General features: G+C 70.1%; 21 protein-coding genes. 19 read left to right on the top strand and 2 right to left on the bottom strand.

Features of this window, described 5'->3' with window-relative positions:
• The first annotated feature begins 308 nt into the window (after positions 1–308).
• The 14 genes from ACSHT8_RS20520 to nuoN all read left to right on the top strand — a co-directional run bounded on the left by ACSHT8_RS20520 (position 309) and on the right by nuoN (position 16091).
• Positions 309–707, top strand: a complete 399-nt coding sequence (locus ACSHT8_RS20520; RefSeq protein ID WP_054056080.1) for an NADH-quinone oxidoreductase subunit A — start codon at positions 309–311, stop codon at positions 705–707.
• A gap of 22 nt (positions 708–729) precedes the next feature.
• Positions 730–1284: a NuoB/complex I 20 kDa subunit family protein gene (locus tag ACSHT8_RS20515; protein WP_436492501.1), complete on the top strand. Its 555-nt coding sequence runs from the start codon at positions 730–732 to the stop codon at positions 1282–1284.
• Positions 1285–1290: 6 nt separating this feature from the next.
• Positions 1291–2082: an NADH-quinone oxidoreductase subunit C gene (locus tag ACSHT8_RS20510; RefSeq protein ID WP_436492499.1), complete on the top strand. Its 792-nt coding sequence runs from the start codon at positions 1291–1293 to the stop codon at positions 2080–2082.
• On the top strand, positions 2079–3398 hold the full coding sequence (locus ACSHT8_RS20505; RefSeq protein ID WP_436492498.1) for an NADH-quinone oxidoreductase subunit D: 1320 nt from the start codon (positions 2079–2081) through the stop codon (positions 3396–3398). The genes ACSHT8_RS20510 and ACSHT8_RS20505 overlap by 4 nt, the downstream gene beginning before the upstream one ends.
• A complete protein-coding gene (gene nuoE / locus ACSHT8_RS20500) occupies positions 3395–4162 on the top strand; it encodes an NADH-quinone oxidoreductase subunit NuoE (RefSeq protein WP_436492497.1) in 768 nt (255 codons plus the stop codon). Before ACSHT8_RS20505 ends, nuoE begins: the two co-directional genes overlap by 4 nt.
• Entirely contained in the window at positions 4159–5463 is a 1305-nt protein-coding gene (nuoF, locus tag ACSHT8_RS20495; protein ID WP_436492496.1) for an NADH-quinone oxidoreductase subunit NuoF, read from the top strand. Before nuoE ends, nuoF begins: the two co-directional genes overlap by 4 nt.
• Positions 5460–7898: an NADH-quinone oxidoreductase subunit G gene (locus ACSHT8_RS20490; protein WP_436492495.1), complete on the top strand. Its 2439-nt coding sequence runs from the start codon at positions 5460–5462 to the stop codon at positions 7896–7898. The genes nuoF and ACSHT8_RS20490 overlap by 4 nt, the downstream gene beginning before the upstream one ends.
• On the top strand, positions 7895–9190 hold the full coding sequence (gene nuoH, locus ACSHT8_RS20485; RefSeq protein ID WP_436492494.1) for an NADH-quinone oxidoreductase subunit NuoH: 1296 nt from the start codon (positions 7895–7897) through the stop codon (positions 9188–9190). The genes ACSHT8_RS20490 and nuoH overlap by 4 nt, the downstream gene beginning before the upstream one ends.
• Entirely contained in the window at positions 9187–9732 is a 546-nt protein-coding gene (nuoI, locus tag ACSHT8_RS20480; RefSeq protein ID WP_436492492.1) for an NADH-quinone oxidoreductase subunit NuoI, read from the top strand. Before nuoH ends, nuoI begins: the two co-directional genes overlap by 4 nt.
• Before the next feature lie 5 nt (positions 9733–9737).
• Positions 9738–10574, top strand: a complete 837-nt coding sequence (locus ACSHT8_RS20475) for an NADH-quinone oxidoreductase subunit J (protein ID WP_436502117.1) — start codon at positions 9738–9740, stop codon at positions 10572–10574.
• Positions 10571–10870, top strand: coding sequence for an NADH-quinone oxidoreductase subunit NuoK (gene nuoK / locus ACSHT8_RS20470; RefSeq protein ID WP_436492491.1), 300 nt, complete (start codon positions 10571–10573; stop codon positions 10868–10870). Before ACSHT8_RS20475 ends, nuoK begins: the two co-directional genes overlap by 4 nt.
• Before the next feature lie 10 nt (positions 10871–10880).
• Positions 10881–12842 carry an NADH-quinone oxidoreductase subunit L gene (nuoL, locus tag ACSHT8_RS20465; protein ID WP_436492489.1) on the top strand — a complete coding sequence of 654 codons (1962 nt, stop codon included), beginning with the start codon at positions 10881–10883 and terminating at the stop codon, positions 12840–12842.
• Between the two features lie 61 nt (positions 12843–12903).
• Positions 12904–14511 carry an NADH-quinone oxidoreductase subunit M gene (locus ACSHT8_RS20460; RefSeq protein ID WP_436492488.1) on the top strand — a complete coding sequence of 536 codons (1608 nt, stop codon included), beginning with the start codon at positions 12904–12906 and terminating at the stop codon, positions 14509–14511.
• Positions 14511–16091 carry an NADH-quinone oxidoreductase subunit NuoN gene (gene nuoN / locus ACSHT8_RS20455; RefSeq protein ID WP_436492486.1) on the top strand — a complete coding sequence of 527 codons (1581 nt, stop codon included), beginning with the start codon at positions 14511–14513 and terminating at the stop codon, positions 16089–16091. The genes ACSHT8_RS20460 and nuoN overlap by 1 nt, the downstream gene beginning before the upstream one ends.
• Positions 16092–16103: 12 nt before the next feature.
• On the opposite strand, the gene ACSHT8_RS20450 is transcribed toward nuoN, so the two are convergent.
• Positions 16104–16535 carry a hypothetical protein gene (locus tag ACSHT8_RS20450; protein ID WP_436492485.1) on the bottom strand — a complete coding sequence of 144 codons (432 nt, stop codon included), beginning with the start codon at positions 16533–16535 and terminating at the stop codon, positions 16104–16106.
• A 48-nt stretch (positions 16536–16583) separates the two neighbouring features.
• The gene (locus ACSHT8_RS20445) at positions 16584–17441 is read right to left on the bottom strand and encodes a hypothetical protein (protein WP_436492484.1); all 858 of its coding nucleotides are present in this window, start codon (positions 17439–17441) and stop codon (positions 16584–16586) included.
• Between the two features lie 167 nt (positions 17442–17608).
• Between ACSHT8_RS20445 and ACSHT8_RS20440 the strand changes: the two genes are divergently transcribed.
• The 5 genes from ACSHT8_RS20440 to ACSHT8_RS20420 all read left to right on the top strand — a co-directional run bounded on the left by ACSHT8_RS20440 (position 17609) and on the right by ACSHT8_RS20420 (position 24160).
• Complete coding sequence (locus ACSHT8_RS20440) at positions 17609–18625, top strand: polyprenyl synthetase family protein (protein ID WP_436492482.1); 1017 nt, start codon at positions 17609–17611, stop codon at positions 18623–18625.
• 156 nt (positions 18626–18781) lie between these two features.
• A complete protein-coding gene (locus ACSHT8_RS20435; protein WP_436492481.1) occupies positions 18782–20335 on the top strand; it encodes a sunset domain-containing protein in 1554 nt (517 codons plus the stop codon).
• A 210-nt stretch (positions 20336–20545) separates the two neighbouring features.
• Positions 20546–21724 carry a channel-forming protein ArfA/OmpATb gene (gene arfA, locus ACSHT8_RS20430; RefSeq protein WP_436492480.1) on the top strand — a complete coding sequence of 393 codons (1179 nt, stop codon included), beginning with the start codon at positions 20546–20548 and terminating at the stop codon, positions 21722–21724.
• Between the two features lie 11 nt (positions 21725–21735).
• A complete protein-coding gene (locus ACSHT8_RS20425; RefSeq protein ID WP_436492479.1) occupies positions 21736–21915 on the top strand; it encodes a hypothetical protein in 180 nt (59 codons plus the stop codon).
• Between the two features lie 10 nt (positions 21916–21925).
• Complete coding sequence (locus ACSHT8_RS20420) at positions 21926–24160, top strand: sunset domain-containing protein (protein WP_436492478.1); 2235 nt, start codon at positions 21926–21928, stop codon at positions 24158–24160.
• The last annotated feature ends 45 nt before the right edge of the window (positions 24161–24205 follow it).

The following is a 24205-nucleotide window of genomic DNA, read 5'->3' as shown; positions in this document are numbered from 1 at the left end:
TACCGGCCGGTAACCAGGTTTTGCTTCCGCTAGCACCGTGTTAGCGCAGGTCGCGACCCTTTCAGTACGTCTGTCGTGGACATCACTTGTTCACGGAGAGTTGCCGAGGGGGGCGCGTTTCTGGCTGTGAGCCACGTCCTAGACTACCCCTGATACTTGTGAAGCCCTTCACAGCAGAGCGGTCTCGCTTGTGAATGTTTTCACAAACGTCACCCGAATTAGTTAGGTCGCCCTAACCGATTTGGGTGTGACCGAGGACCCATAGGGTTCCGGCCGTGAGCAGCGGGGAAAGGACAGCGGCGGTGTCGATGCTCCAAGCACAAACAGCGGACGTGTCGTCGGGCCTGGGGATCTACTTCCCCCTGGTGGTGATGTTCGTGCTGGCCGCGGGCTTCGCGGTGTTCTCCGCGCTGCTGGGGCCGCTGCTCGGCCCGAGCCGCTACAACCGGGCCAAGTTCGAGGCCTACGAGTGCGGCATCGAGCCTTCGCCGCAGCCCGTCGTCGGTGGCGGCCGAGTGCCCGTCGCCTACTACCTGACGGCGATGCTGTTCATCCTGTTCGACATCGAAATGGTGTTCCTCTACCCGTTCGCGGTCTCGGCGGACGCCCTCGGCCTGTTCGGCCTGGTGGAGATCTTCTTGTTCATCGCGACAGTCGGCTTCGCGTACGCCTATGTGTGGCGGCGCGGCGGCCTCGACTGGAACTGACTGGGGAAGGAGGCAGACTTCCATGGGTATCGAGGAGAAGCTCCCCAACGGGATCATGCTGGCCAGCCTGGAAAAGCTGGTCAACTGGGGCCGCAAGAACTCGCTGTGGCCTGCCACGTTCGGCCTGGCCTGCTGCGCCATCGAGATGATGACGACCGGCGGCCCGCGCTACGACATCGCGCGCTTCGGCATGGAGGCCTTCCGCGCCTCGCCGCGGCAGGCCGACCTGATGATCGTCGCGGGCCGGGTCACCAACAAGATGGCCCCGGTGCTGCGCCAGATCTACGACCAGATGGCCGAGCCGCGCTGGGTGCTGGCGATGGGCGTGTGCGCGTCGTCCGGCGGCATGTTCAACAACTACGCCGTCGTGCAGGGCGTCGACCACATCGTGCCGGTCGACATGTACCTGCCCGGCTGCCCGCCGCGGCCGGAGATGCTGCTCGACGCGATCCTCAAGCTGCACGCCAAGATCCAGGACGAGCCGATCAACTCCACCCGCGCCGCCATCCGCGCGGCCAGCGGGGCGCGCACCGAGCTGATCGCGTCCTCCATCAAGTACGCGCCGAAGAAGAAGTGACCCGGAATGCCTGACGAACCCACCACGACGCCCGCACCAGGCGACGAGCACTCCAGCGCGCAGCGCCCCGAACCCGGCCAGGAACCCGACGCCACCGCGCCCGCCCCGGCCGCGCACCAGGCGCCGGTCCCGGCCGAGCCGGTCGTCACCGGCCGCACCCGCACGGGCATGTTCAACGTCGCGGGCACCGGCGACACCTCCGGCTTCGGCGGACTCGTCCTCCCCGCCTACAGCCCGGCCCCGGCCGAGCGCCCCTACGGTGGCTGGTTCGACGAGCTGGCCGACGACCTGGGCGCGGCGATGGCCACCCGGCAGATCCCGGCCACCGCGATCCAGCAGGTCACCGTCGACCGCGGCGAGATCACCTTCTACGTCGACCGCGAGCACCTCGTGGCCCTGTGCTGGCTGCTGCGCGACGAGCCCGCCCTGCGCTTCGAGCTGTGCAGCTCGGTGTCCGGTGTGGACTACGGCGTGGACGTCCCGCAGCGGCTGCACTCGGTCTACCACCTGACGTCGATGACGTTCCGCCGCCGCATCCGGCTGGAAGTCGCCGTCAGCGTCGAGGACCCGCACGTGCCGTCGGTCGTCGAGGTCTACCCGACCGCCGACTGGCAGGAGCGGGAAGCCTGGGACATGTTCGGCATCGTCTACGACGGACACCCCGCGCTGACCCGCATCCTCATGCCGGACGACTGGGACGGCCACCCGCAGCGCAAGGACTACCCGCTTGGCGGGATTCCCGTGGAGTACAAGGGCGCGGAGATTCCTCCGCCGGACCAGCGGAGGTCGTACTCGTGACCACCAACGACACTGAGTACGCGGACGCCAGGGAAACCACCGAGGGCCGCGTCTACACGGTCACCGGCGGCGACTGGGACACCGTGCTCGACGACGCGATCCACGACGAGCGCATCGTCATCAACCTGGGCCCGCAGCACCCGTCGACGCACGGCGTGCTCCGGCTCGTCCTCGAACTCGAGGGCGAGACCGTCACCCAGGCCCGCTCGGTGATCGGCTACCTGCACACCGGCATCGAGAAGAACTGCGAGTACCGCACCTGGACCCAGGGCGTCACCTTCGTGACGCGCATGGACTACCTGGCGCCGCTGTCGAACGAGGCCGCGTACTGCCTGGCCATCGAGAAGCTGCTCGGTGTCGAGGCGCCGCGGCGCGCGCAGGTCATCCGGGTCATGCTGCTGGAGCTCAACCGCATCGGCTCGCACCTCGTCGCGCTGGCCACCGGCGGCATGGAGCTGGGCTCGCTGACCGCGATGACCGCGGGTTTCCGCGAGCGCGAGGAAGTCCTGCACCTGCTGGAGCACCTCACCGGCCTGCGCATGAACCACGCGTTCATCCGCCCCGGCGGCGTCGCCCAGGACCTCCCGGCGGACTACCACCAGAAGGTCACCGAGTTCCTCAAGATCATGGACTCGCGCCTTCCGGACTACGACAAGCTGCTGACCGGCCAGCCGATCTGGAAGAACCGCCTCATCGGCGTCGGCTACCTCCCGGTCGACGCGTGTCTCGCGCTCGGCGTCACCGGCCCGATCCTGCGTTCGGCGGGTCTGGCCTGGGACCTGCGCAAGACCGAGCCGTACCTGGGCTACGAGGAGTACGACTTCGAGGTCCCGACCTCGACCGCGGCCGACGCGTACGCGCGCTACCTGCTGCGGGTGGAGGAGATCCACCAGTCGCTCAAGATCGTCGCCCAGTGCCTCAAGAAGCTTGAGCCGGGACCGGTCATGGTCGAGGACCAGAAGATCGCCTGGCCCGCGAAGCTCAGCATCGGCAACGACGGCATGGGCAACTCCCTGGAGCACGTCCGCAAGATCATGGGCCAGTCCATGGAGTCGCTGATCCACCACTTCAAGCTGGTCACCGAGGGCTTCAAGGTCCCGGCGGGCCAGGTGTACGTGCCGGTCGAGTCCCCGCGCGGCGAACTGGGCTACCACCTGGTCTCCGACGGCGGCACCCGCCCGCTGCGCGTGCACGTGCGCGAACCAAGTTTCGTCAACCTGCAGTCGATGCCCGCCATGTCCGAGGGCAGCATGGTCGCCGACGTGATCGCGGCCGTCGCCTCGATCGACCCCGTGATGGGAGGGTGTGACCGATGAGCGCCGAAGCCGTCGAGGTCACCGCCGAGTCCACAGCGGACGGTGCCGTGTTCGGTGCCGACACCGTCCAGAAGGCCGAAGCGATCGTCGCGCGCTACCCGCAGTCGCGGTCGGCGCTGCTGCCGATGCTGCACCTGGTGCAGTCGGTCGAGGGCAAGGTCAGCCAGGCGGGCATCGAGTTCTGCGCCGCCCAGCTCGACCTGACCGCCGCCGAGGTCAGCGCGGTCGCGACGTTCTACACGATGTACAAGCGCAAGACCTGCGGCGAGCACCTCGTCAGCGTCTGCACCAACACGCTGTGCGCGGTGCTGGGCGGCGACGAGATCTACAAGACGCTCGGCGAGCACCTCGGCTCCGACGGCAAGCGCCTCGGGCACAACGAGACCGCGGGCGAGCCGGGAGCGCCCGGCTCGATCACGCTGGAGCACGCCGAGTGTTTGGCCGCCTGCGACCTCGGCCCGGTCATCCAGGTCAACTACGAGTTCTTCGACAACCAGACCCCCGAGTCGGCTGTCACGCTGGTGAACGCCCTGCGCGCGGGCGAGAAGCCGCAGCCGACCCGTGGTGCCCCGCTGCGCGACTTCCGCACCGCGGAGCTGGAGCTGGCCGGGTTCTTCCCCGAGGACGACGCCGACTACCGCGCCACTGTGGACGGTCCGTCCGCCGCCGTGGAGACGCTGCGCGGCGCGAAACTCGCCGAGGACAGCGGCTGGACCGCCCCGGCGATGCCGAACCCGCCGCTGCCGGAGGTTCCCGCGAAATGAGCACCCCCAACAAGCCCGCGCCGGTCACCCCGGTGCTGACCAAGCGCTGGCTGTCCCCGCAGTCGTGGTCGATCAAGACCTACGAGCAGCTGGAGGGCTACACCGCGCTGCGCAAGGCGCTCGCGGGCACGCCGGAGCAGCTCGTGCAGCTGGTGAAGGACTCGGGCCTGCGCGGCCGCGGCGGCGCGGGCTTCCCCGCGGGCATCAAGTGGTCGTTCATGCCGCCCAACGAGGACAAGCCGCACTACCTGGTGATCAACGCCGACGAGGGCGAGCCGGGCACGTGCAAGGACATCCCGCTGATGATGGCCGACCCGCACTCGCTCATCGAGGGCTGCATCATCGCCTCGTACGCGATGCGGTCGCACCACTGCTTCATCTACGTGCGCGGCGAGGCCCTGCACTGCATCCGCCGTCTCAACGCGGCGGTCCGCGAGGCGCACGCCGCCGGGTACCTGGGCACCGACATCCTCGGCTCCGGGTTCGACCTGGAGATCACCGTGCACGCGGGCGCCGGCGCCTACATCTGCGGTGAGGAGACCGCGCTGCTCGACTCGCTGGAGGGCCGCCGCGGCCAGCCGCGACTCAAGCCGCCGTTCCCCGCCGCCGCCGGCCTCTACGCCGCGCCGACCACGGTGAACAACGTCGAGACCATCGCGAGCGTGCCGTTCATCGTCAACGGCGGCTCCGACTGGTTCCGCACGATGGGCACCGAGAAGTCGCCCGGCCCCAAGATCTACTCGATCTCGGGCCACGTCGAGAAGCCCGGCCAGTACGAGGCGCCCCTGGGCACCACGCTGCGGGAGCTGCTCGAACTCGCGGGCGGCATGAAGGACGGCGTCCCGCTGAAGTTCTGGACCCCGGGTGGCTCGTCCACGCCGATGTTCACCGCCGAACACCTCGACGTGCCGCTGGACTTCGAAGGCGCCGCCGAAGCGGGCTCCATGCTCGGCACCACCGCGGTCATGGTCTTCAACGAGACCGTGTCCGTGCCGTGGGCGGTCATGAAGTGGACGCAGTTCTACGAGCACGAGTCCTGCGGCAAGTGCACCCCCTGCCGCGAGGGCACCTACTGGCTCACCGGCATCCTGGAGCGGATGGTCGCGGGCGAGGGCACGCCGTCGGACATCGACACGCTGCTCGACATCTGCGACAACATCCTCGGCCGGTCGTTCTGCGCGCTCGGTGACGGCGCGGTCAGCCCGATCACCAGCGGCATCAAGTACTTCCGCGACGAATTCCTGGCCCTGTGCGAGAAGAACAGGGTCGGCGCGCACGCACTGGCAGGAGCGCACTCATGACCATCGCGCCCGAGAACGCCGTCGAGAAGGCGCCCGTGCCGGAGGGGCACGTGCGCCTGACGATCGACGGTGCCGAGGTGATCGCGCCCAAGGGCGAGCTGATCATCCGCACCGCCGAGCGGCTGGGCATCCAGATCCCCCGGTTCTGCGACCACCCGCTGCTCGAACCCGCGGGCGCGTGCCGCCAGTGCCTGGTCGAGGTCGAGATGGGCGGACGGCCCATGCCGAAGCCCCAGGCCTCGTGCACGATGACCGTCGCCGACGACATGGTGGTCAAGACGCAGCTCACCTCGCCGGTCGCCGACAAGGCGCAGCAGGGCGTGATGGAGCTGCTGCTCATCAACCACCCGCTCGACTGCCCGATCTGCGACAAGGGCGGCGAGTGCCCCCTGCAGAACCAGGCGATGTCGCACGGCCGCACGGACTCGCGGTTCGTCGAGACCAAGCGCACCTTCCCGAAGCCGCTGGCGATCAGCACCCAGGTGCTGCTCGACCGCGAGCGCTGCGTGCTCTGCCAGCGCTGCACCCGGTTCTCGGCGCAGATCGCGGGCGACCCGTTCATCGAGTTGCTCGAACGCGGCGCCCAGCAGCAGATCGGCATCGCCGAGGAGAAGCCCTTCCAGAGCTACTTCTCCGGCAACACCATCCAGATCTGCCCGGTGGGCGCGCTGACCAGCGCCGCCTACCGCTTCCGCTCCCGCCCGTTCGACCTGGTGTCCACCCCGAGCGTGTGCGAGCACTGCTCGTCGGGCTGCGCAGAGCGCACCGACTGGCGCCGCGGCAAGGTCACCCGCAAGCTCGCGGGCGACGACCCGGAGGTCAACGAGGAGTGGATCTGCGACAAGGGCCGCTTCGCCTTCCGCTACGCCACCGCCGCCGACCGGATCACCCGGCCGCTGGTGCGCGACGCGAAGACCGGCGAACTGGTCGAGTCGAGCTGGACCGAGGCGCTGCAGATCGCGGCCGACGGCCTGGCCAAGGCGCGTGACGGCAAGGGCGCCGCGGTGCTCACCGGCGGTCGCCTGACCGTCGAGGACGCCTACGCCTACGCCAAGTTCGCCCGCATCGCGCTGCGCACCAACGACATCGACTTCCGCGCCCGCCCGCACTCGGCAGAGGAGCTCGACTTCCTCGCCTCCACCGTGGTCGGGACGACGCCGGAGACCGGTGTCACCTTCACGGGCATCGAGAAGGCGCCCGCGGTCCTCTGCGTGGCCTTCGAGCCCGAGGAGGAAGCCCCGATCGTGTTCCTGCGGCTGCGCAAGGCGGCACGCAAGGGCAAGACCAAGGTCTTCCACATCGGACAGTGGACGAGCCCGAGCGTCGAGAAGACCCACGGCACGCTGCTGGCCTGCGCCCCCGGCGGCGAGGCCGTCGCACTGGACGGCCTGGCCGAGCACGCACCGGACGTCACGACGGCGCTGTCCGCCGACGGCGCGGTGATCCTGGTCGGCGAGCGCGCCGCCCAGGTCCCCGGCCTGCTCAGCGCGGCACTGCGGCTCGCGGCGTCGACCGGCGCCAAGCTCGCCTGGATCCCGCGCCGCGCCGGTGAGCGCGGCGCGCTCGACGCCGGTGCGGTCCCGACGCTGCTGCCCGGTGGCCGCCAGGTCACCGACGACGCCGCGCGCGCCGAGGTCGAGCAGGCGTGGGGCCTGGCGCCCGGCGCCCTGCCCGCCCAGCCCGGCCGCGACGGCGACGCGATCATCGCCGCCGCCGCGCAGGGCCAGCTCGACGCGCTGGTCGTCGGCGGTGTCGACCCGCTCGACCTCGCCGACCCGGCGCTGGCCGAGCGCGCGCTTGACGCGGTGGGCTTCGTGGTCAGCCTGGAGCTGCGGCACAGCGCGGTCACCGCGAAGGCCGACGTGGTCCTGCCGATCGCCCCGTCGGTCGAGAAGGCGGGCAGCTACCTGAACTGGGAGGGCCGTCGGCGCGAGTTCGCCAACACCCTCGAAGGCACCGGCGCGATGCCCGACGGCCGAGTCCTCGACTCGCTGGCCGTCGAGATGGACGTCGACCTGTTCACCCAGACCCCCGCCGCGTCCGCAGCTGACCTCGCCCGGCTCCCGGTCGTCGCCCCCACGGCCACTGCCCCGGACGTGGCCTCGGCCGCGACCAACGGCTCGGTCCGGCTGGCGACCTGGCGGATGCTGCTGGACAACGGCTCGCTGCAGGACGACGAGCCGAACCTGGCGGGCACCGCCCGCCCGGTCCTCGCGCGCCTGTCGCTCAAGACCGCCACCGACCACGGCATCGCCGTCACCGGCACGGTCAAGGTCAGCACCGACCGCGGCGCGATCACCGTGCCGCTGCAGGTGGCCGACCTGCCGGACGGCGTGGTCTGGCTGCCCGGCAACTCCGGTGAGTCCGCTGTCCGCGCCGTACTCGGCGCGGGCCACGGCTCCCCGGTCGCCATCGCACCTGGAGGGAACGCATGACCAGGGCCGAACTCCTGGCCGACGACCCGATCTGGCTCATCCTGATCAAGGCCGTCGTACTGCTGCTGCTCGGCGCGGTCGCGACCATGGCGATGATCATTCTTGAGCGCAAGATCGTCGCCCGGATGCAGCACCGGCCCGGCCCCAACCGGGTCGGCCCGAACGGCTGGTTCCAGTCCATCGCGGACGCGATCAAGCTGCCGTTCAAGGAACAGATCATCCCCGACACGGCCGACCGGAAGGTCTACTTCCTGGCGCCGATCGTCTCGGTGATCCCCGCCTTCCTCGCCTTCACGGTGATCCCGTTCGGCCCCGAGGTCTCGATCTTCGGTGAGCGCACGGTGCTGCAGCTGGTCGACCTGCCGGTCGGCGTGCTCGTGGTGCTGGCCTGCTCGTCGCTGGGTGTCTACGGCATCGTGCTCGCGGGCTGGGCCTCCGGCTCGCCGTACCCGCTGCTGGGCGGTCTGCGCTCGGCGGCCCAGGTGATCTCCTACGAGATCGCGATGGGCCTGTCGATCGTGGCGGTGATCCTCTACACCGGGTCGCTGTCCACCGGCGACATCGTCGACGCGCAACAGGGCGGCTGGTACTTCTACCTGCTGATCCCGAGCTTCCTCATCTACTGCATCTCGATGGTCGGCGAGACCAACCGCGCCCCGTTCGACCTCCCCGAGGCCGAGTCGGAGCTGGTCGGCGGCTTCCACACCGAGTACAGCTCGATGAAGTTCGCCCTGTTCTTCCTCGCCGAGTACGTCAACATGGTCATCGTCTCCGCCTTCTGCACCACGCTGTTCCTAGGTGGGTACATGGCGCCGTGGCCGATCTCGGCCATCGGCGACAACATGTTCAACACCGGCTGGTGGCCGCTGCTGTGGTTCTTCGGCAAGACGTGGGTCCTGCTGTTCGTCTTCATCTGGCTGCGCGGCACGCTGCCCCGCCTGCGCTACGACCAGTTCATGCGGCTGGGCTGGAAGATCCTGGTCCCGGCGAACCTGGTCTGGATCGTGCTGGTCGTGGCACTGCGCGCCTTCCGCAACGAGGCCGAGATCTCCCCGCAGACGATCCTCATCGCGGGCGGCGTCGTGCTGCTGCTGCTCATCGGGCTCAGCTTCCTGCTGCCCGAGCGCAAGGTCGACACCGACGACGGCCGGGTGCCGGTCACCGGCGGCGGCTACCCGATCCCGCCGCTCGACCTGTCCATCCCGGACAAGAACGCCACACCCGCCAGGGTCCGTCGCGCCGCTCGGCGTGAGCGCGCCTCGGTGGCCGCGGGTGAGAGGGAAGCAGAATGAGCATTTTCGATCCCTTGAAGGGCTTCGGAGTCACCTTCTCCACGATGTTCAAGAAGGTCGTCACCGAGGAGTACCCGGAGGCCGGTGCCCCGGCCGCGCCGCGCTACCACGGCCGCCACCAGCTCAACCGGCACCCGGACGGGCTGGAGAAGTGCGTCGGCTGCGAGCTGTGCGCGTGGGCCTGTCCCGCCGACGCGATCTTCGTCGAGGGTGGCGACAACACCGACGACGAGCGCTACTCGCCCGGTGAGCGCTACGGCGCCGACTACCAGATCAACTACCTGCGCTGCATCGGCTGCGGCCTGTGCATCGAGGCGTGCCCGACCCGGTCGCTGACCATGCTCAACGACTACGAGCTGGCCGACGACGACCGGCAGCGGCTCATCTTCACCAAGGAGCAGCTGCTCGCGCCGCTGCTGCCGGGCATGGAGCAGCCGCCGCACCCGATGTACCTGGGTGAGAGCGAGCAGGACTACTACGTCAACGCCCCGTTCCTGGCGCGCAAGCACGGCTACCCGGACGCGGTCGGGGAGGAAAAGTGAGCGCGATGCTCATGGCCGCGCAGGACGCGGTCAACAGCCAGGTCTCGCTCGGTGAGGCGATCACGTTCTGGGTGCTCGGGCCGCTGGCCCTCGCGGGCGGCCTGGGCATGGTGTTCGCGCGCAACGCGGTGCACTCGGCGCTGTTCCTGGTGCTGACGATGCTCAGCCTCGGCGCGCTCTACATGGTCCAGCAGGCGCCGTTCCTCGGCTTCGTGCAGATCATCGTCTACACCGGCGCGATCATGATGCTGTTCCTGTTCGTGCTGATGCTCGTCGGCCGCGACTCGTCTGACTCGGTGGTCGAGGTGCTGCGCGGCCAGCGGCTGTGGGCGGGCGCGCTCGGCGTCGGCCTCGCCGTGCTGATGGTGGCCGCCGTCGCGCGCTCGCTGACCGCGGTGCGGCCGGTCGGGCTGACCGGCGAGGAAGCCAACGGCGGCAAGGGCAACGTCGCCAACATCGGCGGCCTGATCTTCAAGGACTACCTGTTCCCCTTCGAGCTGACCTCGGCGCTGCTGATCACCGCCGCCGTCGGCGCGATGATCCTCGGCTACGTCGACCGGCACCAGAAGGGCCGCAAGACGCAGAAGGAACTGGTCGAGGCCCGCTTCCGCGGCGAGCACGACCGCCCGTCGCCGCTGCCCGGCCCCGGTGTGTTCGCCACGTCGAACTCCGTGGCCACCCCGGCCCTGCTGCCGGACGGCTCGGTCGCCCCGGAGTCGCTGTCGCGGCTCATCGAGGCCACCGCGTCGGAGAAGCTCGACGAGGAGCGCAAGGCCGTGGCGGGGCTGCTGCCCGGCCCGGACGCGCGCTCGCTCGCGCCCGGTAAGGAGGACAAGGCATGACGCCGTCTTACTACCTGCTGCTTTCCGCGCTGCTGTTCACCATCGGCGCCGTCGGCGTCCTGGTGCGCCGCAACGCCATCGTCGTGTTCATGTGCATCGAGCTGATGCTCAACGCGGTGAACCTGTCGCTGGTGACGTTCTCGCGGATGAACGGCTCGCTGCACGGCCAGGTGATGGCGTTCTTCGTGATGGTCGTGGCCGCCGCCGAGGTCGTGGTCGGCCTGGCGATCATCATGTCGATCTTCCGCACCCGCCGGACCGCGTCGGTCGACGACGCCAACCTGCTGAAGTACTAGGGGAGACTCGGTGACCGGAACAATCAACCTGGCTGCTGAGGTGCAGCAGGCCAGTGGTGCCGCGAGCGCCGCCTGGCTGCTGCTCATCCTCCCCGCCGTGGGCGCGGCCGTGCTGCTGCTCGGCGGGCGCCGCACCGACAAGTGGGGCCACCTGCTCGGCTGCGCGACGGTCATCGCCGCGTTCGCCTACGGCCTGGTCCTGTTCCTGGGCAGCACCTCGCTGGCCGCTGACGACCGGCTGCAGAACCTGCACCTGTTCGACTGGATCCAGGCGGGCGCGCTCAACGTCGACTTCGGCCTGCGGCTCGACCCGCTGTCGCTGACGTTCGTGCTGCTGATCACCGGTGTCGGATCGCTGATCCACATCTACTCGATCGGCTACATGCACGACGACCGCGACCGGCGCCGCTTCTTCGGCTACCTGAACCTGTTCGTCGCGGCCATGCTCCTGCTGGTCCTCGGCAACTCGTTCGTGACGCTGTACTTCGGCTGGGAGGGCGTGGGTCTCGCGTCCTACCTGCTCATCGGCTGGTACCAGGGCAAGGACTTCGCGGCCACCGCGGCCAAGAAGGCGTTCATCATGAACCGGGTCGGCGACGTCGGCCTGGCCCTGGCGATCTTCCTGATGTTCAAGACCATGGGCAGCACGAACTACGACGTGGTGTTCGACAAGATCGGCGAGCAGTCGACCGGCACGGTCGTCGCCATCGGCATCCTGCTGCTGCTGGGCGCCTGCGGTAAGTCGGGCCAGTTCCCGCTGCAGGCATGGTTGCCCGACGCCATGGCGGGCCCGACCCCGGTCTCCGCGCTGATCCACGCCGCGACCATGGTGACCGCGGGCGTGTACCTCATCGCCCGCTCCAGCCCGATCTACTCGCTGCCGCAGGCCGAGGACGCGCGCTTCGTCGTGATGATCATCGGTGCGGTGACGCTGCTGCTCGGGTGTGTCATCGGCTGCGCGTACGACGACTTCAAGAAGGTGCTGGCCTACTCGACGGTCAGCCAGATCGGCTACATGATCCTGGCCGTGGGCCTCGGCCCGGCCGGGTACGCGCTGGGCATCATGCACCTGCTCACGCACGGCTTCTTCAAGGCGGGCCTGTTCCTCGGCGCCGGTTCGGTCATGCACGGCATGAACGACGAGGGCGACATCCGGCGGATGGGTGGCCTCGCGAAGAAGATGCCGATCACCTTCATCACGTGGACGCTGGGCTACCTGGCCCTGGTCGGCTTCCCGTTCCTGTCCGGCTACTTCTCCAAGGACGCGATCATCGCCGCGGCCTTCGGCGAGCACGGCTGGCGCGGCTGGGTCTTCGGCGGCGTGGCGCTCTTCGGCGCCGGGCTGACCGCGTTCTACATGACCCGCCTGCTGATCCTGGTCTTCCTCGGCAAGCCCCGCTACGAGAACCTCAAGAGCGAGGACGGCCGCGACTACCACCCGCACGAGTCCGGCGCCACGATGACCATCCCGATGATCATCCTGGCCGTCGGCTCGGTCGGCATCGGCGCCTTCCTGGCACTGGGCGACCGGCTCGCGGGCTGGCTGGAGCCGACCGTCGGCCCGCTGGCCGAGACCCACGGCCCGCTGTCGCACGGCCTGATCGCGGTCCTCACGGTCGCCATCTCCGCGCTCGGCGCCGTGATCGCGTTCCTGATCTTCGGCCGCGGCGAGCAGCCGGTCACCCGGCCCGCTCGGGTGTCGTTCCCGGTCCGCGCCGCGCGCGCCGACCTCTACGGCAACCACCTCAACGAGGCCCTGTTCGGCAAGCCGGGCATCTGGCTGTCGCGGGCCCTGGTCTACGTCGACAACCGCGGCGTGGACGGCCTGGTCAACGGCATCGCGGCGACCCTCGGCGGCAGCTCTGGGCGCCTGCGCCGCACGCAGACCGGCTTCGTCCGCTCGTACGCGCTGTCCATGCTGGGTGGCGCGGTGCTGCTGACGGCGGCCTTCCTGATGGTGAGGTTCGCATGACCACACAGGTTTTGACGGCCCAGGCGCGTTCGCCGCGCTGTGTCAGTTGGGTGAGGTTCGCATGACCCCCGGTGTCTCCCAGGACGGCTCCTGGGTGCTCATGGTCCTGCTCCTGCTGCCGCTCGTCGGCGCCGGAGTGGTGATGGCCCTGCGGGCCAACGCCAAGGTCGCCAAGCAGACCGCGCTCGCGTTCTCGCTGGCCGAGCTGGCGATGGCTGCGTGCGCGTGGGCCAAGTTCGACGCCGACGGCGCCCGGCTGCAGCAGTCGTTCTCGTTCGACTGGATCCCCGCGTTCGGCGTGCACATCTCGTTCGCCGTCGACGGCATCGCGCTGCTGATGATCGCCGCGATCGCGGTGCTGATCCCGCTGGTGATCGGCGCGGGCTGGGTCGACAAGCTGCCTGAGGGCCGCACCGCGGGCGGGTTCTTCGCGCTGATCCTGCTGGAGCAGGCGCTGACGATCGGCGTGTTCGCCGCGACCGACGTGTTCCTGTTCTACGTGCTGTTCGAGATCATGCTGATCCCGATGTACTTCCTGATCGGCTCCTTCGGCGGGGCCAACCGGCAGTACGCGGCGGTCAAGTTCTTCCTGTACTCGTTCCTCGGCGGCCTGATCATGCTGGCCTCGGTGATCGCCTGCTACGTCATGGCGGGCGACGAACTGGGCAAGGGCACCTTCGACTGGGCCACGCTGGTCCAGGTCGTGTCCGACGCGCCGCTGAGCACGCAGATCTGGCTGTTCCTCGGCTTCTTCGCCGCGTTCGCCATCAAGGCGCCGCTGGTCCCGCTGCACACCTGGCTGCCGGACGCCACCGCCGAGGCGCCGATCGGTGTCGCGGTGCTGCTCGTCGGTGTCCTCGACAAGGTCGGCACCTTCGGCTTCCTGCGCTACCTGCTGCCGATGTTCCCCGACGCCAGCAAGGAACTCGCCCCGCTGGTGCTGACCATGGCCATCGCGGGCGTGGTCTACGGGTCGATCCTGGCCACCGGCCAGACCGACATGAAGCGCTTCGTGGCGTACGTGTCGATCGCCCACTTCGGCTTCATCGCGTTGGGCATCTTCTCGTTCAGCTCGCAGGCCATGACCGGCTCGGTCACCTACATGCTCAACCACAGCATCGCCACGGGCATGCTGATCCTGGTCATCGGCATGGTGATCGCGCGCGGCGGCAGCACCCGCATCGCCGACTACGGCGGCATGTCGAAGCTGACCCCGGTGCTGGCGGGCATGCTGCTGATCGCCGGTCTGAGCACGCTGTCGCTGCCCGGCACCAACTCGTTCATCAGCGAGTTCCTGGTGCTCATCGGCTCGTTCCCGAACCGGCCGGTGTTCACCATCATCGCCACCGTCGGCATGGTCTTCGCCGCGATCTACGTCCTCTGGCTCTACCAGCGGATCATGACCGGCCCGCTGCGCGGCAACGCTCTCGTCGGCGCGGCAGGCGGTCCCGGCACGATGGTGGACCCTGAGGTCGGCGCGAAGAAGGCGATCTTCGATCTGGACGGCAGGGAGAAGCTGGTGCTCGCGCCGCTGCTCCTGCTGATCATCGGTCTGGGTCTGTACCCGAAGCCGGTCCTCGACGTCGTGAACCCCACCGTGGGCGCAACGATGTGTGAAGCGGCCCTGGTCGACCCGGTTCCCGCAGAAAGGCCACTGCAGTGTCGGTAATGACTTCGGTCCTCCTGCTCGCCCAGGAAGCGCCCGCCCAGACCGAGAAGGTCCAGGCGCCGCCGGTCAGCACGATCTGGCCGATCCTGATCGTGCTCGGCGCGGCGTGTGTCGGCGTGCTGTTCGAGGCGTTCCTGCCCCGGCACCAGCGCTGGCCCGCGCAGGTCGTGCTGACCCTGGCCACCCTCGCGGCCTCCGGTGTCTCCCTGGCCGTGCTGGTCGATGACCTGCCCGCGGGCGGTGAGCTGGCCATGTTCGGCACGCTCGCCATCGACCGGCCCGCGCTGTTCCTCTGGGGCACGCTGCTGGCGCTGTCGCTGGGCGCGGTGCTGCTGATCGCCGACCGCTCCGTCGAGCCGGGCGGCGCGTTCGTGGCCACCGCGGCGATCCGCCCCGGCACCGTGCAGGACCGCGCACAGGTCACCGCGACCGGCATGCAGACCGAGGTCTTCCCGCTGACGCTGTTCGCGCTCGGCGGCATGATGATCTTCTGCGCGGCCAACGACCTGCTGACGATGTTCATCGCGCTGGAAGTGCTGTCGCTGCCGCTGTACCTGATGTGCGGCCTGGCCCGCCGTCGCCGCCTGCTGTCGCAGGAGTCGGCGGTCAAGTACTTCCTGCTCGGCGCGTTCGCCTCGGCGTTCTTCCTCTACGGCTTGGCGCTGCTCTACGGCTACGCGGGCTCGGTCCGCCTCGCCGACATCGCCGCGGCCGCCGCGGGCACCGACCGCTCCGACACGCTGCTGTTCGGCGGCATGGGCCTGCTCGTCGTCGGCCTGCTGTTCAAGGCGTCGGTCGGCCCGTTCCACACCTGGACCCCCGACGTCTACCAGGGCGCGCCGACCCCGGTCACCGCGTTCATGGCCGCCTGCACCAAGGTCGCCGCGTTCGGCGGCATCCTGCGCGTCCTGCAGGTCGCCTTCGAGGCCACCAGCTGGGAATGGCGCGGCGTCCTGTGGGGCGTGGCGATCGTGTCCATGGTCATCGGCGCGGTGCTGGGCCTGACCCAGACCGACGTCAAGCGGATGATCGCGTACTCGTCGGTCGCCCACGCGGGCTTCCTGCTCATCGGCGCCATCGCGCTGACCGAGAAGGGCCTGTCGGGCACGCTGTTCTACCTGCTGACCTACGGCTTCACCACGCTGGCCGCGTTCGGCGTGATCAGCCTGGTCCGCGACTCGTCGGGCGAGGCGACGCACCTGTCGCAGTGGGCGGGCCTGGCCAAGCGGTCGCCGCTGGTGGCCGGTGTGTTCACGTTCATCCTGCTCGCCCTGGCGGGCATCCCGCTGACCAGCGGCTTCGTCGGCAAGTTCGTCGTCTTCGAGGCCGCGCTGGCCGACGGGATGGCGCCGCTGGTGGTCATCGCGCTCATCGCCTCGGCGGTGGCCGCGTTCTTCTACCTGCGGGTGATCGTGCTGATGTACTTCAGCGAGCCCGCCGCCGACGGCCCCACCGTGACCGTCCCCGGCGCGTTCACCACCGCGGCCATCACCCTCGGCGTGGTCGTCACCCTGGTCCTCGGCATCGCCCCCGCCTTCGCCCTCGACTGGGCCGCGGGCGGCGCTTTCGCCGTCAGGTAAGGGTTCCGCACATCAGGAAGGGCGTCCGGCTTCGGCCGGGCGCCCTTTCCGCGTCTCGCTGACCGCCACCAGGATCCACACGACCGACACGACGAACGCCAGGGCGAACACCCAGCCCGCGGTGCTCAGGTACATCAGGCCGCTGTCCTCGGCGACCTCGCCCACCACCGGGATGAACGCGCCGGGGGCGTCGCCGAAGTCGGCGATGAGCGCACCCGCGCCCACCAGCGCCGCCGCCGCCACCGCGAACGGCAGCCACACCCGCTTCGGCAGCCGCCCCCGCCCCGCCGTGACCAGCGCGGTGACCAGCGGGGCCAAGGTCACGACCGGGCCGATGACCGTGACGATGTAGAAGATCAGCAGCCATCCGCCCGCCGACAGCCGCAGGGCGAAGAAGGCCACGAAGGCGCCTAGCTGCAGCAGGACGTTCACCCAGGTACGCATCGGGCAATCGTGGCAAACCCCGGGCGGCCCGCGAATCGGCAGAACTACTCAACGAATCGGCTGGGGCGCCTCCGCCGCCAGCGCGGTGATGTCCTCGTCGCTCAGGCTGAGGCAGTTCTGCCAGGTGAGGGTGAATCCGCGATCGTCGACGATCAGCCGGTGTTCGTCGCGGTCGGCGGACCAGCTGCCCGCGTAGTCCATGTGGTGCCGCCATCCCGGGGAAAGCGCCGCCCGCGCGTCGCCCGGAGTGAGTCCGCTGTCGCCGGTTACCTCGAAGTACGCGCCAGTCCGGCCCGCGCACGGCAGCCAGCGCCCAGCCGCCCGCTCACCCCGCAGTGCTGTGCGCACGTCCCGGGCCAGCGCCTCCGACCGGGCCTTGGTCGCGGCCACATCGGCGGCGTCCGGCAGGGCGTCCCGGCGTTGCACCTCCACCACCACCGCCCCCGCGACAGCGACCACAGCCGCCACAGCGGCCACCCACCGAGCCCAGCGCGGCACCTCCGTCCGCAGTGCCACCACCGTCCACACCAGCGCCGCCACGAACACCGCCACCGCCAGCCAGCCGACGACGTCGAGTGCCCACAGCGGATCCTGCTTCCGCACACCGTCACCGGTCAGCAGGTTCACGATCGGGATGGGCTCGCGCGCGAACCCACGCTCGTCGGCGACGCACGCGCCGGCCACCACCAGCGCCCCGGCCGCGACCATGAACGGCACCGCGGCCCGCCGGGCCAGCCGACCCCGGCCGAGCACCCGCGCCGCCAACACCGTCGGCGTCACCGCCAGCAGCGGGCCGACGACGGTCATGACGAACACCAGCGCGCCGTAGCCCATGCCCACGAACCGCAGCGCCACGAACGTGACCAGCGCGGTCACCTGAATGGCCAGATTGGTGCTCGTCCGCATGGGGAACATCTTCGGTGTCCATCCGGGAACAGCGGCCACAAGTGCCCCAACAGTTATCCCGCGACCATGAAGTGGGCCACGTTGGGGATTCCATGCGGCTGTGCCCGTACCCCGCCCAGTAGGCTCGAATCAGATCCAGAGACCCTGCCGACCAGGAGTGCCGCGACGTGACAGACACCGAGAACTCGGCCATCTCCGAGGTGCCATCGTCGCTCGGACTCGACGACGCCGACCCGGCGCTCGTCGCGGCCGTCGTCGACGGGCTCGGCAAGGTCGAGGCCCTGCTGCGCTCGGTCGTGCACAGTGACGTCGACTTCGTCGACCAGGCCGCGCTGCACCTGGTCAAGGCCGGTGGCAAGCGGTTCCGCCCGCTGTTCACGCTGCTCTGCGCCCAGCTCAACGACGGCGACTCCGAGCAGGTCGTCGCCGCGGCCGCCGCGGTCGAGCTGGTCCACCTCGCCACGCTGTACCACGACGACGTCATGGACGAGGCCACCATGCGCCGCGGCGACGCGAGCGCCAACGCCCGCTGGTCCAACTCCATCGCCATCCTCACCGGCGACCTCCTCTTCGCCCACGCGTCGCGCCTGGTCGCCGACCTCGGCTCGACCGCCACGCGCGTGATCGCCGAGACGATGAGCGAGCTGGTCACCGGGCAGATGCGCGAGACCGTCGGCCCGCGCGACGGCGACCCGGTCGAGCACTACCTGTCGGTCATCGCGCAGAAGACGGGCTCGCTGATCGCCACGTCCGGCCGCTTCGGCGCCATGTTCTCCGGCGCCACCCCCGAGCAGACCGCCGCGGTCGTCCGCTTCGGCGAGATCATCGGCGCCGCCTTCCAGATCTCCGACGACGTCATCGACATCGCCTCCCCGGCCGCCGAGTCCGGCAAGACCCCGGGCACCGACCTGCGCGAAGGCGTCCGCACGCTGCCGATGCTCTACGCGCTCGCCGACGGCGGCGACCCGCGCCTGGAGGAACTGCTGGCCGGGCCGATCACCGACGACGAGGACGTCGAGGACGCGCTCACCCGCCTGCGCAAGTCCCCCGGACTGGAGCGGGCGCGCGCCACCCTCGACGAGTACGCCACCGCCGCCTACGCGGAATTGGTGTCACTGCCCGAATGCGCCGCGCGATCGGCACTGGAACTGCTGACACGTTATGTAGTCGCGCGTACCCGATAAGGCACCAATATCGTGTTACGACGAACTGAAAACTGTGATGTGTCAGGGAAATTCCCGGGACGGTGCCTGCCCCTCACCCGACCGCAGTAGCCTCCCCTAGGCTTGAGCGACGTTTTGTCGCGCCACGTGGGCGCGGCCGGGAGGGAGAAGTGGCAGATGCCGTTCTTCGGTCAGGTGTGGGTGTGGAGCCTCGCCGGATTCCTGGTCGGTGCGCTGCTGTGCTGGATCCTCATCGCCAACCCCGCCCGCAAGCGCGCCGACGACCTGCAGAGCAGGCTCGCCGCCGCCCGTAGGCGCGAGGCCGCCGCCGAACGCGACCGCTACGACGACGGCGCCGACGACGACTTCGACGAGCGCCCCAGCGCGTTCGACGACCGTTCCCGCGACTTCGACGACCGTGCCTTCGACGAGCACCCGCGTGACGACTTCCGCGACTCGTTCGAAGACCGCCGCCGCGACGACTACGCGCCGGTCCCCGCGCTCGTGCCCGGCTTCGGCGACGACGAGCCGGTCGGCCACGACCTGCTCACCCACGCCCCCGAGCCCGCGCGCGACGACGAGCGTCACGATCACCGCGACGCCGCCCATGACGACGACTTCGACCAGGCCGGGTTCGCCGCCGAACACGCGCGCCTCGACGAGCCCGTGGTCGACGAGCCGGTCGAGGAGCCCGCCGCACTGGGGTCGCTCGACAGCCGCCTGCGCGGCGAGGAGCCCGCGCTCGCCTCGATCGAGACCACCCAGTACATCCCCGCCGCCCGCACCGCGGAACCCGCGGACGAGCAGCCGGGCGACTGGTTCGCCGACCCCGTCGACGAACCCGCCCAGCAGGCCGACGAACCGGTCGACGCCCACTTCGAAGAGCACGTCGACGAGCACCTGGTCGACGACCTGGCCGACGCGGACGACCCCGTGCTCGACCGGCCCGCCGACGGCGGCACGATCTTCACCCAGCACACCACCCCGATCCCCGCCGAGCTGATCCGCAGGCTCGATGAGAGCGACAGTGACGAACCTGTCCTCGCGGGCGACCTGGCGGCCGACGACCTGACCGCGCACGAACCGGCGCAAGCCACCCGGTTCGTCAGCGTGGACCCGGTACCGGCGGAGGCGACCCAGTTCGTCCGCCCGGTGCCCGCCGTCGAGCCGGAACCCGAGGTCCCCGCCTCTGCCGCGTTCGGGGTCGAGCCCGCCAAGGAGCCGACCGTGGCCTACGCCCCGCCGCCTTCGGGAACCCCCGGCGCACTGCCCAAGCGCATCCCCGCCAAGCCCGGTGGCCGCTTCCCCTTCGGGATCCAGACCACCACCCCCGCCCAGCCGGAACCGGCACCCGCCCCGGTGTCGGCGTCGGTGGAGGCGCCGGTCGCGGTCCCGATCGACCGGGAGCGCTCGCTGTTCGAGCCGGTCCGCTCGGCCGACGAGGCCGAGTCCGCCGCGTCCCTGCCGCCGCCGCGCGTGCGCCGGTCGCGCACCGCGCTCAAGGCGCCCGCGGGCGTCGACCCGTTCGTCCCGCCCGGCCCGTTCGGCCCGGGCTCGGCCATGCCGCTGCCCGGCGGCCACTCGCCGTCGAGCGAGTACACGATCAAGGCCAGCGTCACCGCCCTGCGCTACTGCTCGCCGGAGTCGCCCCGGTTCGACCGGACCATCGCCGAGGTGTGGTTCCGCAGCGTCACCGACGCCGAGCGAGTCGGTTTCCGCCCGCTCGGGTGATCCAGACCCGATCGGGTGGAATCGCGTTGTCCGGTTCCGGAGATCACTGGTAAGCGAACACTGTATTAATGGCACATACTTGGGGGAGTCGGTCGCTCACTCCAAGTGGCGGTGGTTTCTGGCCGGTGATACAAGACACCCTGCGCCCTTTCGGGCGCACGAGGTCGTCCAAGTGGGCGGCCGGAGGTGCTTGTCCCGTTCGGAGCGGCCATGCCAAGTTCCGTTGCAGAATCGCTCAAGCCCGGTGAGACCCTGGTCCGCCGGACTGAGACGACCACATATGAACGTCGCGGCGGCTGGCTGCCCTGGCTGCTGGGGTTGCTGCTGATCCCGGCATTGCTCGCGGTCCTGGCCAGTTTCACCTCTTGGGGCAAACGCGACGCCGTCCAAGATGATCTCGGCGCCAAGTCCCTCGCCGCGCTCAGCGCGGCCGGGTTCCCCGACGCCAAGGTCAGCATGGACGGAGTCGTCGCCAATGTCTCCGGCGTCCCCGCCGACAAGATCGACGCGGCCCGCGCCGCCGTCGAGGACGTCAGCGGTGTCTGGTCGGCCAACGTCACCGCGGGTTCCGGCGGCACCGGGACCGATTCCGCCCCGCCCAGCGCCGATCCGTCCGCGAACCCGTCGGCCTCGGCCGGTGTGCCCGCGCCGACGGCCAACCCCCTTGGCTTCGACCTCAAGGATGGCAGCGTCGTCCTCACCGGCAACGTGCCGGACGAGGCGGCCCGCCAGGCGCTCGTCGCCGCGGCCACGCAGGCCGCCGGTGGCCGCCCGATCGTCGACCAGCTCGCCGTCGTCCCCGGCGCCACGCTGCCCGCGGCCCCGGCCGACCTGGGCAAGGCCGTCGCGCTGCTGGGCACCGCGACCGCCGACCGCGGCCTGCGCTGGAACGGCGACACGATCACCCTCACCGGCGCCGTCGCCTCCGACGCGGAGAAGGCCGCCGCCGAGCAGGCCGTGGCCGCCGCGGCCCCCGGCGTCAAGGTCGACAACCAGATGACGGTGGCCGCCCCGCCGCCCGCGCCCGCGGTCGACAAAGCCGCGCTGCAGCAGCAGATCAACGACGTGATCGCGGGCCAGGGCATCACGTTCGAGCCCAACTCGAACACGCTCACCGGCCCCGGCGCGCAGACGCTGCAGAAGATCGCGCCGCTGCTGGCGGGCAAGGACGTCGCGTTGGAGGTCTCCGGCCACATCGCCGACGTCGCCAACAGCTTCGACGGCCAGAAGCTCAGCGACGAGCGCGCCGCCGCGGTGAAGGCCCAGCTCGCCCAGCTCGGCGTGGCCGCCGACAAGGTGACCGCCAAGGGCTACGGCGCGACCAAGCCGCTGCCTGGCAACGCCCCCAGCGCGCCCGCCAACCGCCGCGTCGAGATCACTGTCCTTTAAGGAGACAAACCATGACTTATCTGTTCGGGCAGGTTTGGCTCTGGATGCTCCTGGCGTTCCTGGCCGGGGCGCTGGTGGTGTGGCTGCTGGACAAGCTGTTCCGCAAGCCCAAGGTAGAGGTTTTCGAGGACCGCTTCATGGACTCGGACCGCGGCAAGAGCCAGGCGGCGAACCGCCGTGCGAAAATCTAGGAGGCGTGCCATGAGTTATCTGTTCGGCCAGACCTGGGTCTGGCTGCTGATCTCCTTCCTGCTGGGCGCGCTGGTCACCTGGTTCATCCAGCGGGCCTTCCGCAAGCCGAAGGTCACCGTCAGCGAGGAGCGCTTCACCGGCCCCGCCGTGAAGGCCAAGGAGAAGACGAAGGTCAAGAAGGCCGCCGCGGCCACCCCGGTCCGCGACTCGGCCCTGGGCACCCTCGACGACGACGAGCGCACCCAGGCCCTCAAGCCCCCGCGCAAGGACGAGTTCACCGACGACACCCCGACCACCCGCATCCCGGTCCAGACCGAGGCCGACATCCAGGCCGCTGCGGCTAACGGAGCCGGTGCGGGTTCGGCCGCCGGATCGGGCGACAAGGCGGGTGCCGAGTCCGGCAGCCTGTCCGGTTCGCTGGCCGCGGGCGCCCTCGGCGCAGCCGCCGTCTCCGGCGCGGGCAAGGATTTCGACGCGGACTCGACGACCAAGGCCACCGCCGCCGAGTCCGCCAAGGGGGACTCGGCCTGGTCATCGGCGCCGCCGTCCTCGGACTTGTCGGCGTCGTCCGCCGCTTCCGTCGCTGACCCGTTCGCGGGCGGCTCGACCGACTCGGCCAGGTCGATCGAGGTCTCCGGCTCCGCCAAGCCCGACCCGACCGCCAAGCTCGGCGCGGCGAACCTCTCCGGCGCGTCCTCCGCCGACACCGTCCCCTCCGGCTCGTCGTCCGCCGGCACGGGTGCCCTCCTGGCAGGCGCGTCCGCGACCGGCGCCGCCGCTGCCGGTGGCGCTGCCGCCGGTGGCGCTGCCGCCGGTGGTGCCGCGGCCGGTGCCGAACCCTTCGGCGCGGGGTCCGCCCGCCCGCTGGCAGGCGGCGCGGCCCCCTCGACCGAGTACACGGTCAAGGGCAACGAGGACTCGATGCTCTACCACACCACGGATTCGCCGTACTACGGCCGAACCGTCGCCGAGGTCTGGTTCAAGTCCCCAGCCGACGCCGAGCGCGCGGGCTTCATCCGCTGGACCCGCGACAAGTCCGCCGCCCACGCCCTCGCCGAGCCGACCTGGGACCAGGGCGCCTACCCGGGTTCCGCCAAGCCCCTGGCAGGCGGCAAAGCACCGACCGACGCGTTCACGGTCAAGGGCAACGAGGACTCGAAGCTCTACCACACCGAGGAATCCCCGTACTACAGCCGCACGGTGGCGGAGGTCTGGTTCAAGACCCCCGCTGACGCTGAGGCGGCGGGCTTCTCGCCGTGGACGCGGAGCAAGGCCCCGCAGGGCCTTGTCGCCCCGCAGTGGGAAGCCGGTCCGTACGCGAACTCGGCTAAGCCGTTGGCGGGCGGGAAGGCGCCGTCGGACGAGTTCACGGTGAAGGGCAACGAGGACTCGATGCTCTACCACTCGACGGATTCGCCCTACTACAGCCGAACCGTCGCCGAGGTGTGGTTCAAGACCCCCGCTGACGCTGAGGCGGCGGGCTTCTCGCCGTGGACGCGGAGCAAGGCCCCGCAGGGCCTTGTCGCCCCGCAGTGGGAAGCCGGTCCGTACGCGAACTCGGCTAAGCCGTTGGCGGGCGGGAAGGCGCCGTCGGACGAGTTCACGGTGAAGGGCAACGAGGACTCGATGCTCTACCACTCGACGGATTCGCCCTACTACAGCCGAACCGTCGCCGAGGTGTGGTTCAAGACTCCGGCTGACGCTGAGGCGGCGGGCTTCTCCCCGTGGACCCGCAGCAAGTCCCCCCAGGGCCTAGCCCCGCAGTGGGAAGCGGGCCCGTACCCCGGTTCCGCCAAGCCGACCGCCGACGGCTCGGCCCCCGCGCCGGAGTTCACCGTCAAGGGCAACCTCGACTCGATGCTCTTCCACACCGAGGAGTCGGCCTTCTACTCGGTGACCACCGCCGAGGTCTGGTTCCGCACCGCGGACGAGGCCGAGCGGGCGGGATTCGCGCCGTGGAACCGGGTCGGCGGGGCGGAGCGCGGCCAGACCGCGGTCCCGCAGCAGGCCCTTCCCCGGGACACCGGCCCGCACGGCCCGAACTCGGCCAAGCCGAAGGCCGACGGCTCGGCCCCGTCCGGCGACTACACCGTGAAGGGGAACGCGGACTCGATGCTGTTCCACACCACGGATTCGCCGTACTACACCCGCACCAAGGCTGAGGTCTGGTTCAAGACCGCGGCCGACGCCGAGCGGGCAGGCTTCACCGCGTGGAACCGGCGCCGCAGCGAGAAACCGAGCTAGTCGAACAGCGAAAGGGCCGCCATCCCAACAGGATGGCGGCCCTTT

This window comes from Actinokineospora sp. HUAS TT18, from assembly GCF_051364635.1.
Taxonomy (GTDB): Bacteria; Actinomycetota; Actinomycetes; order Mycobacteriales; family Pseudonocardiaceae; genus Actinokineospora.
This window is presented reverse-complemented; position numbering and strand designations above follow the sequence as displayed.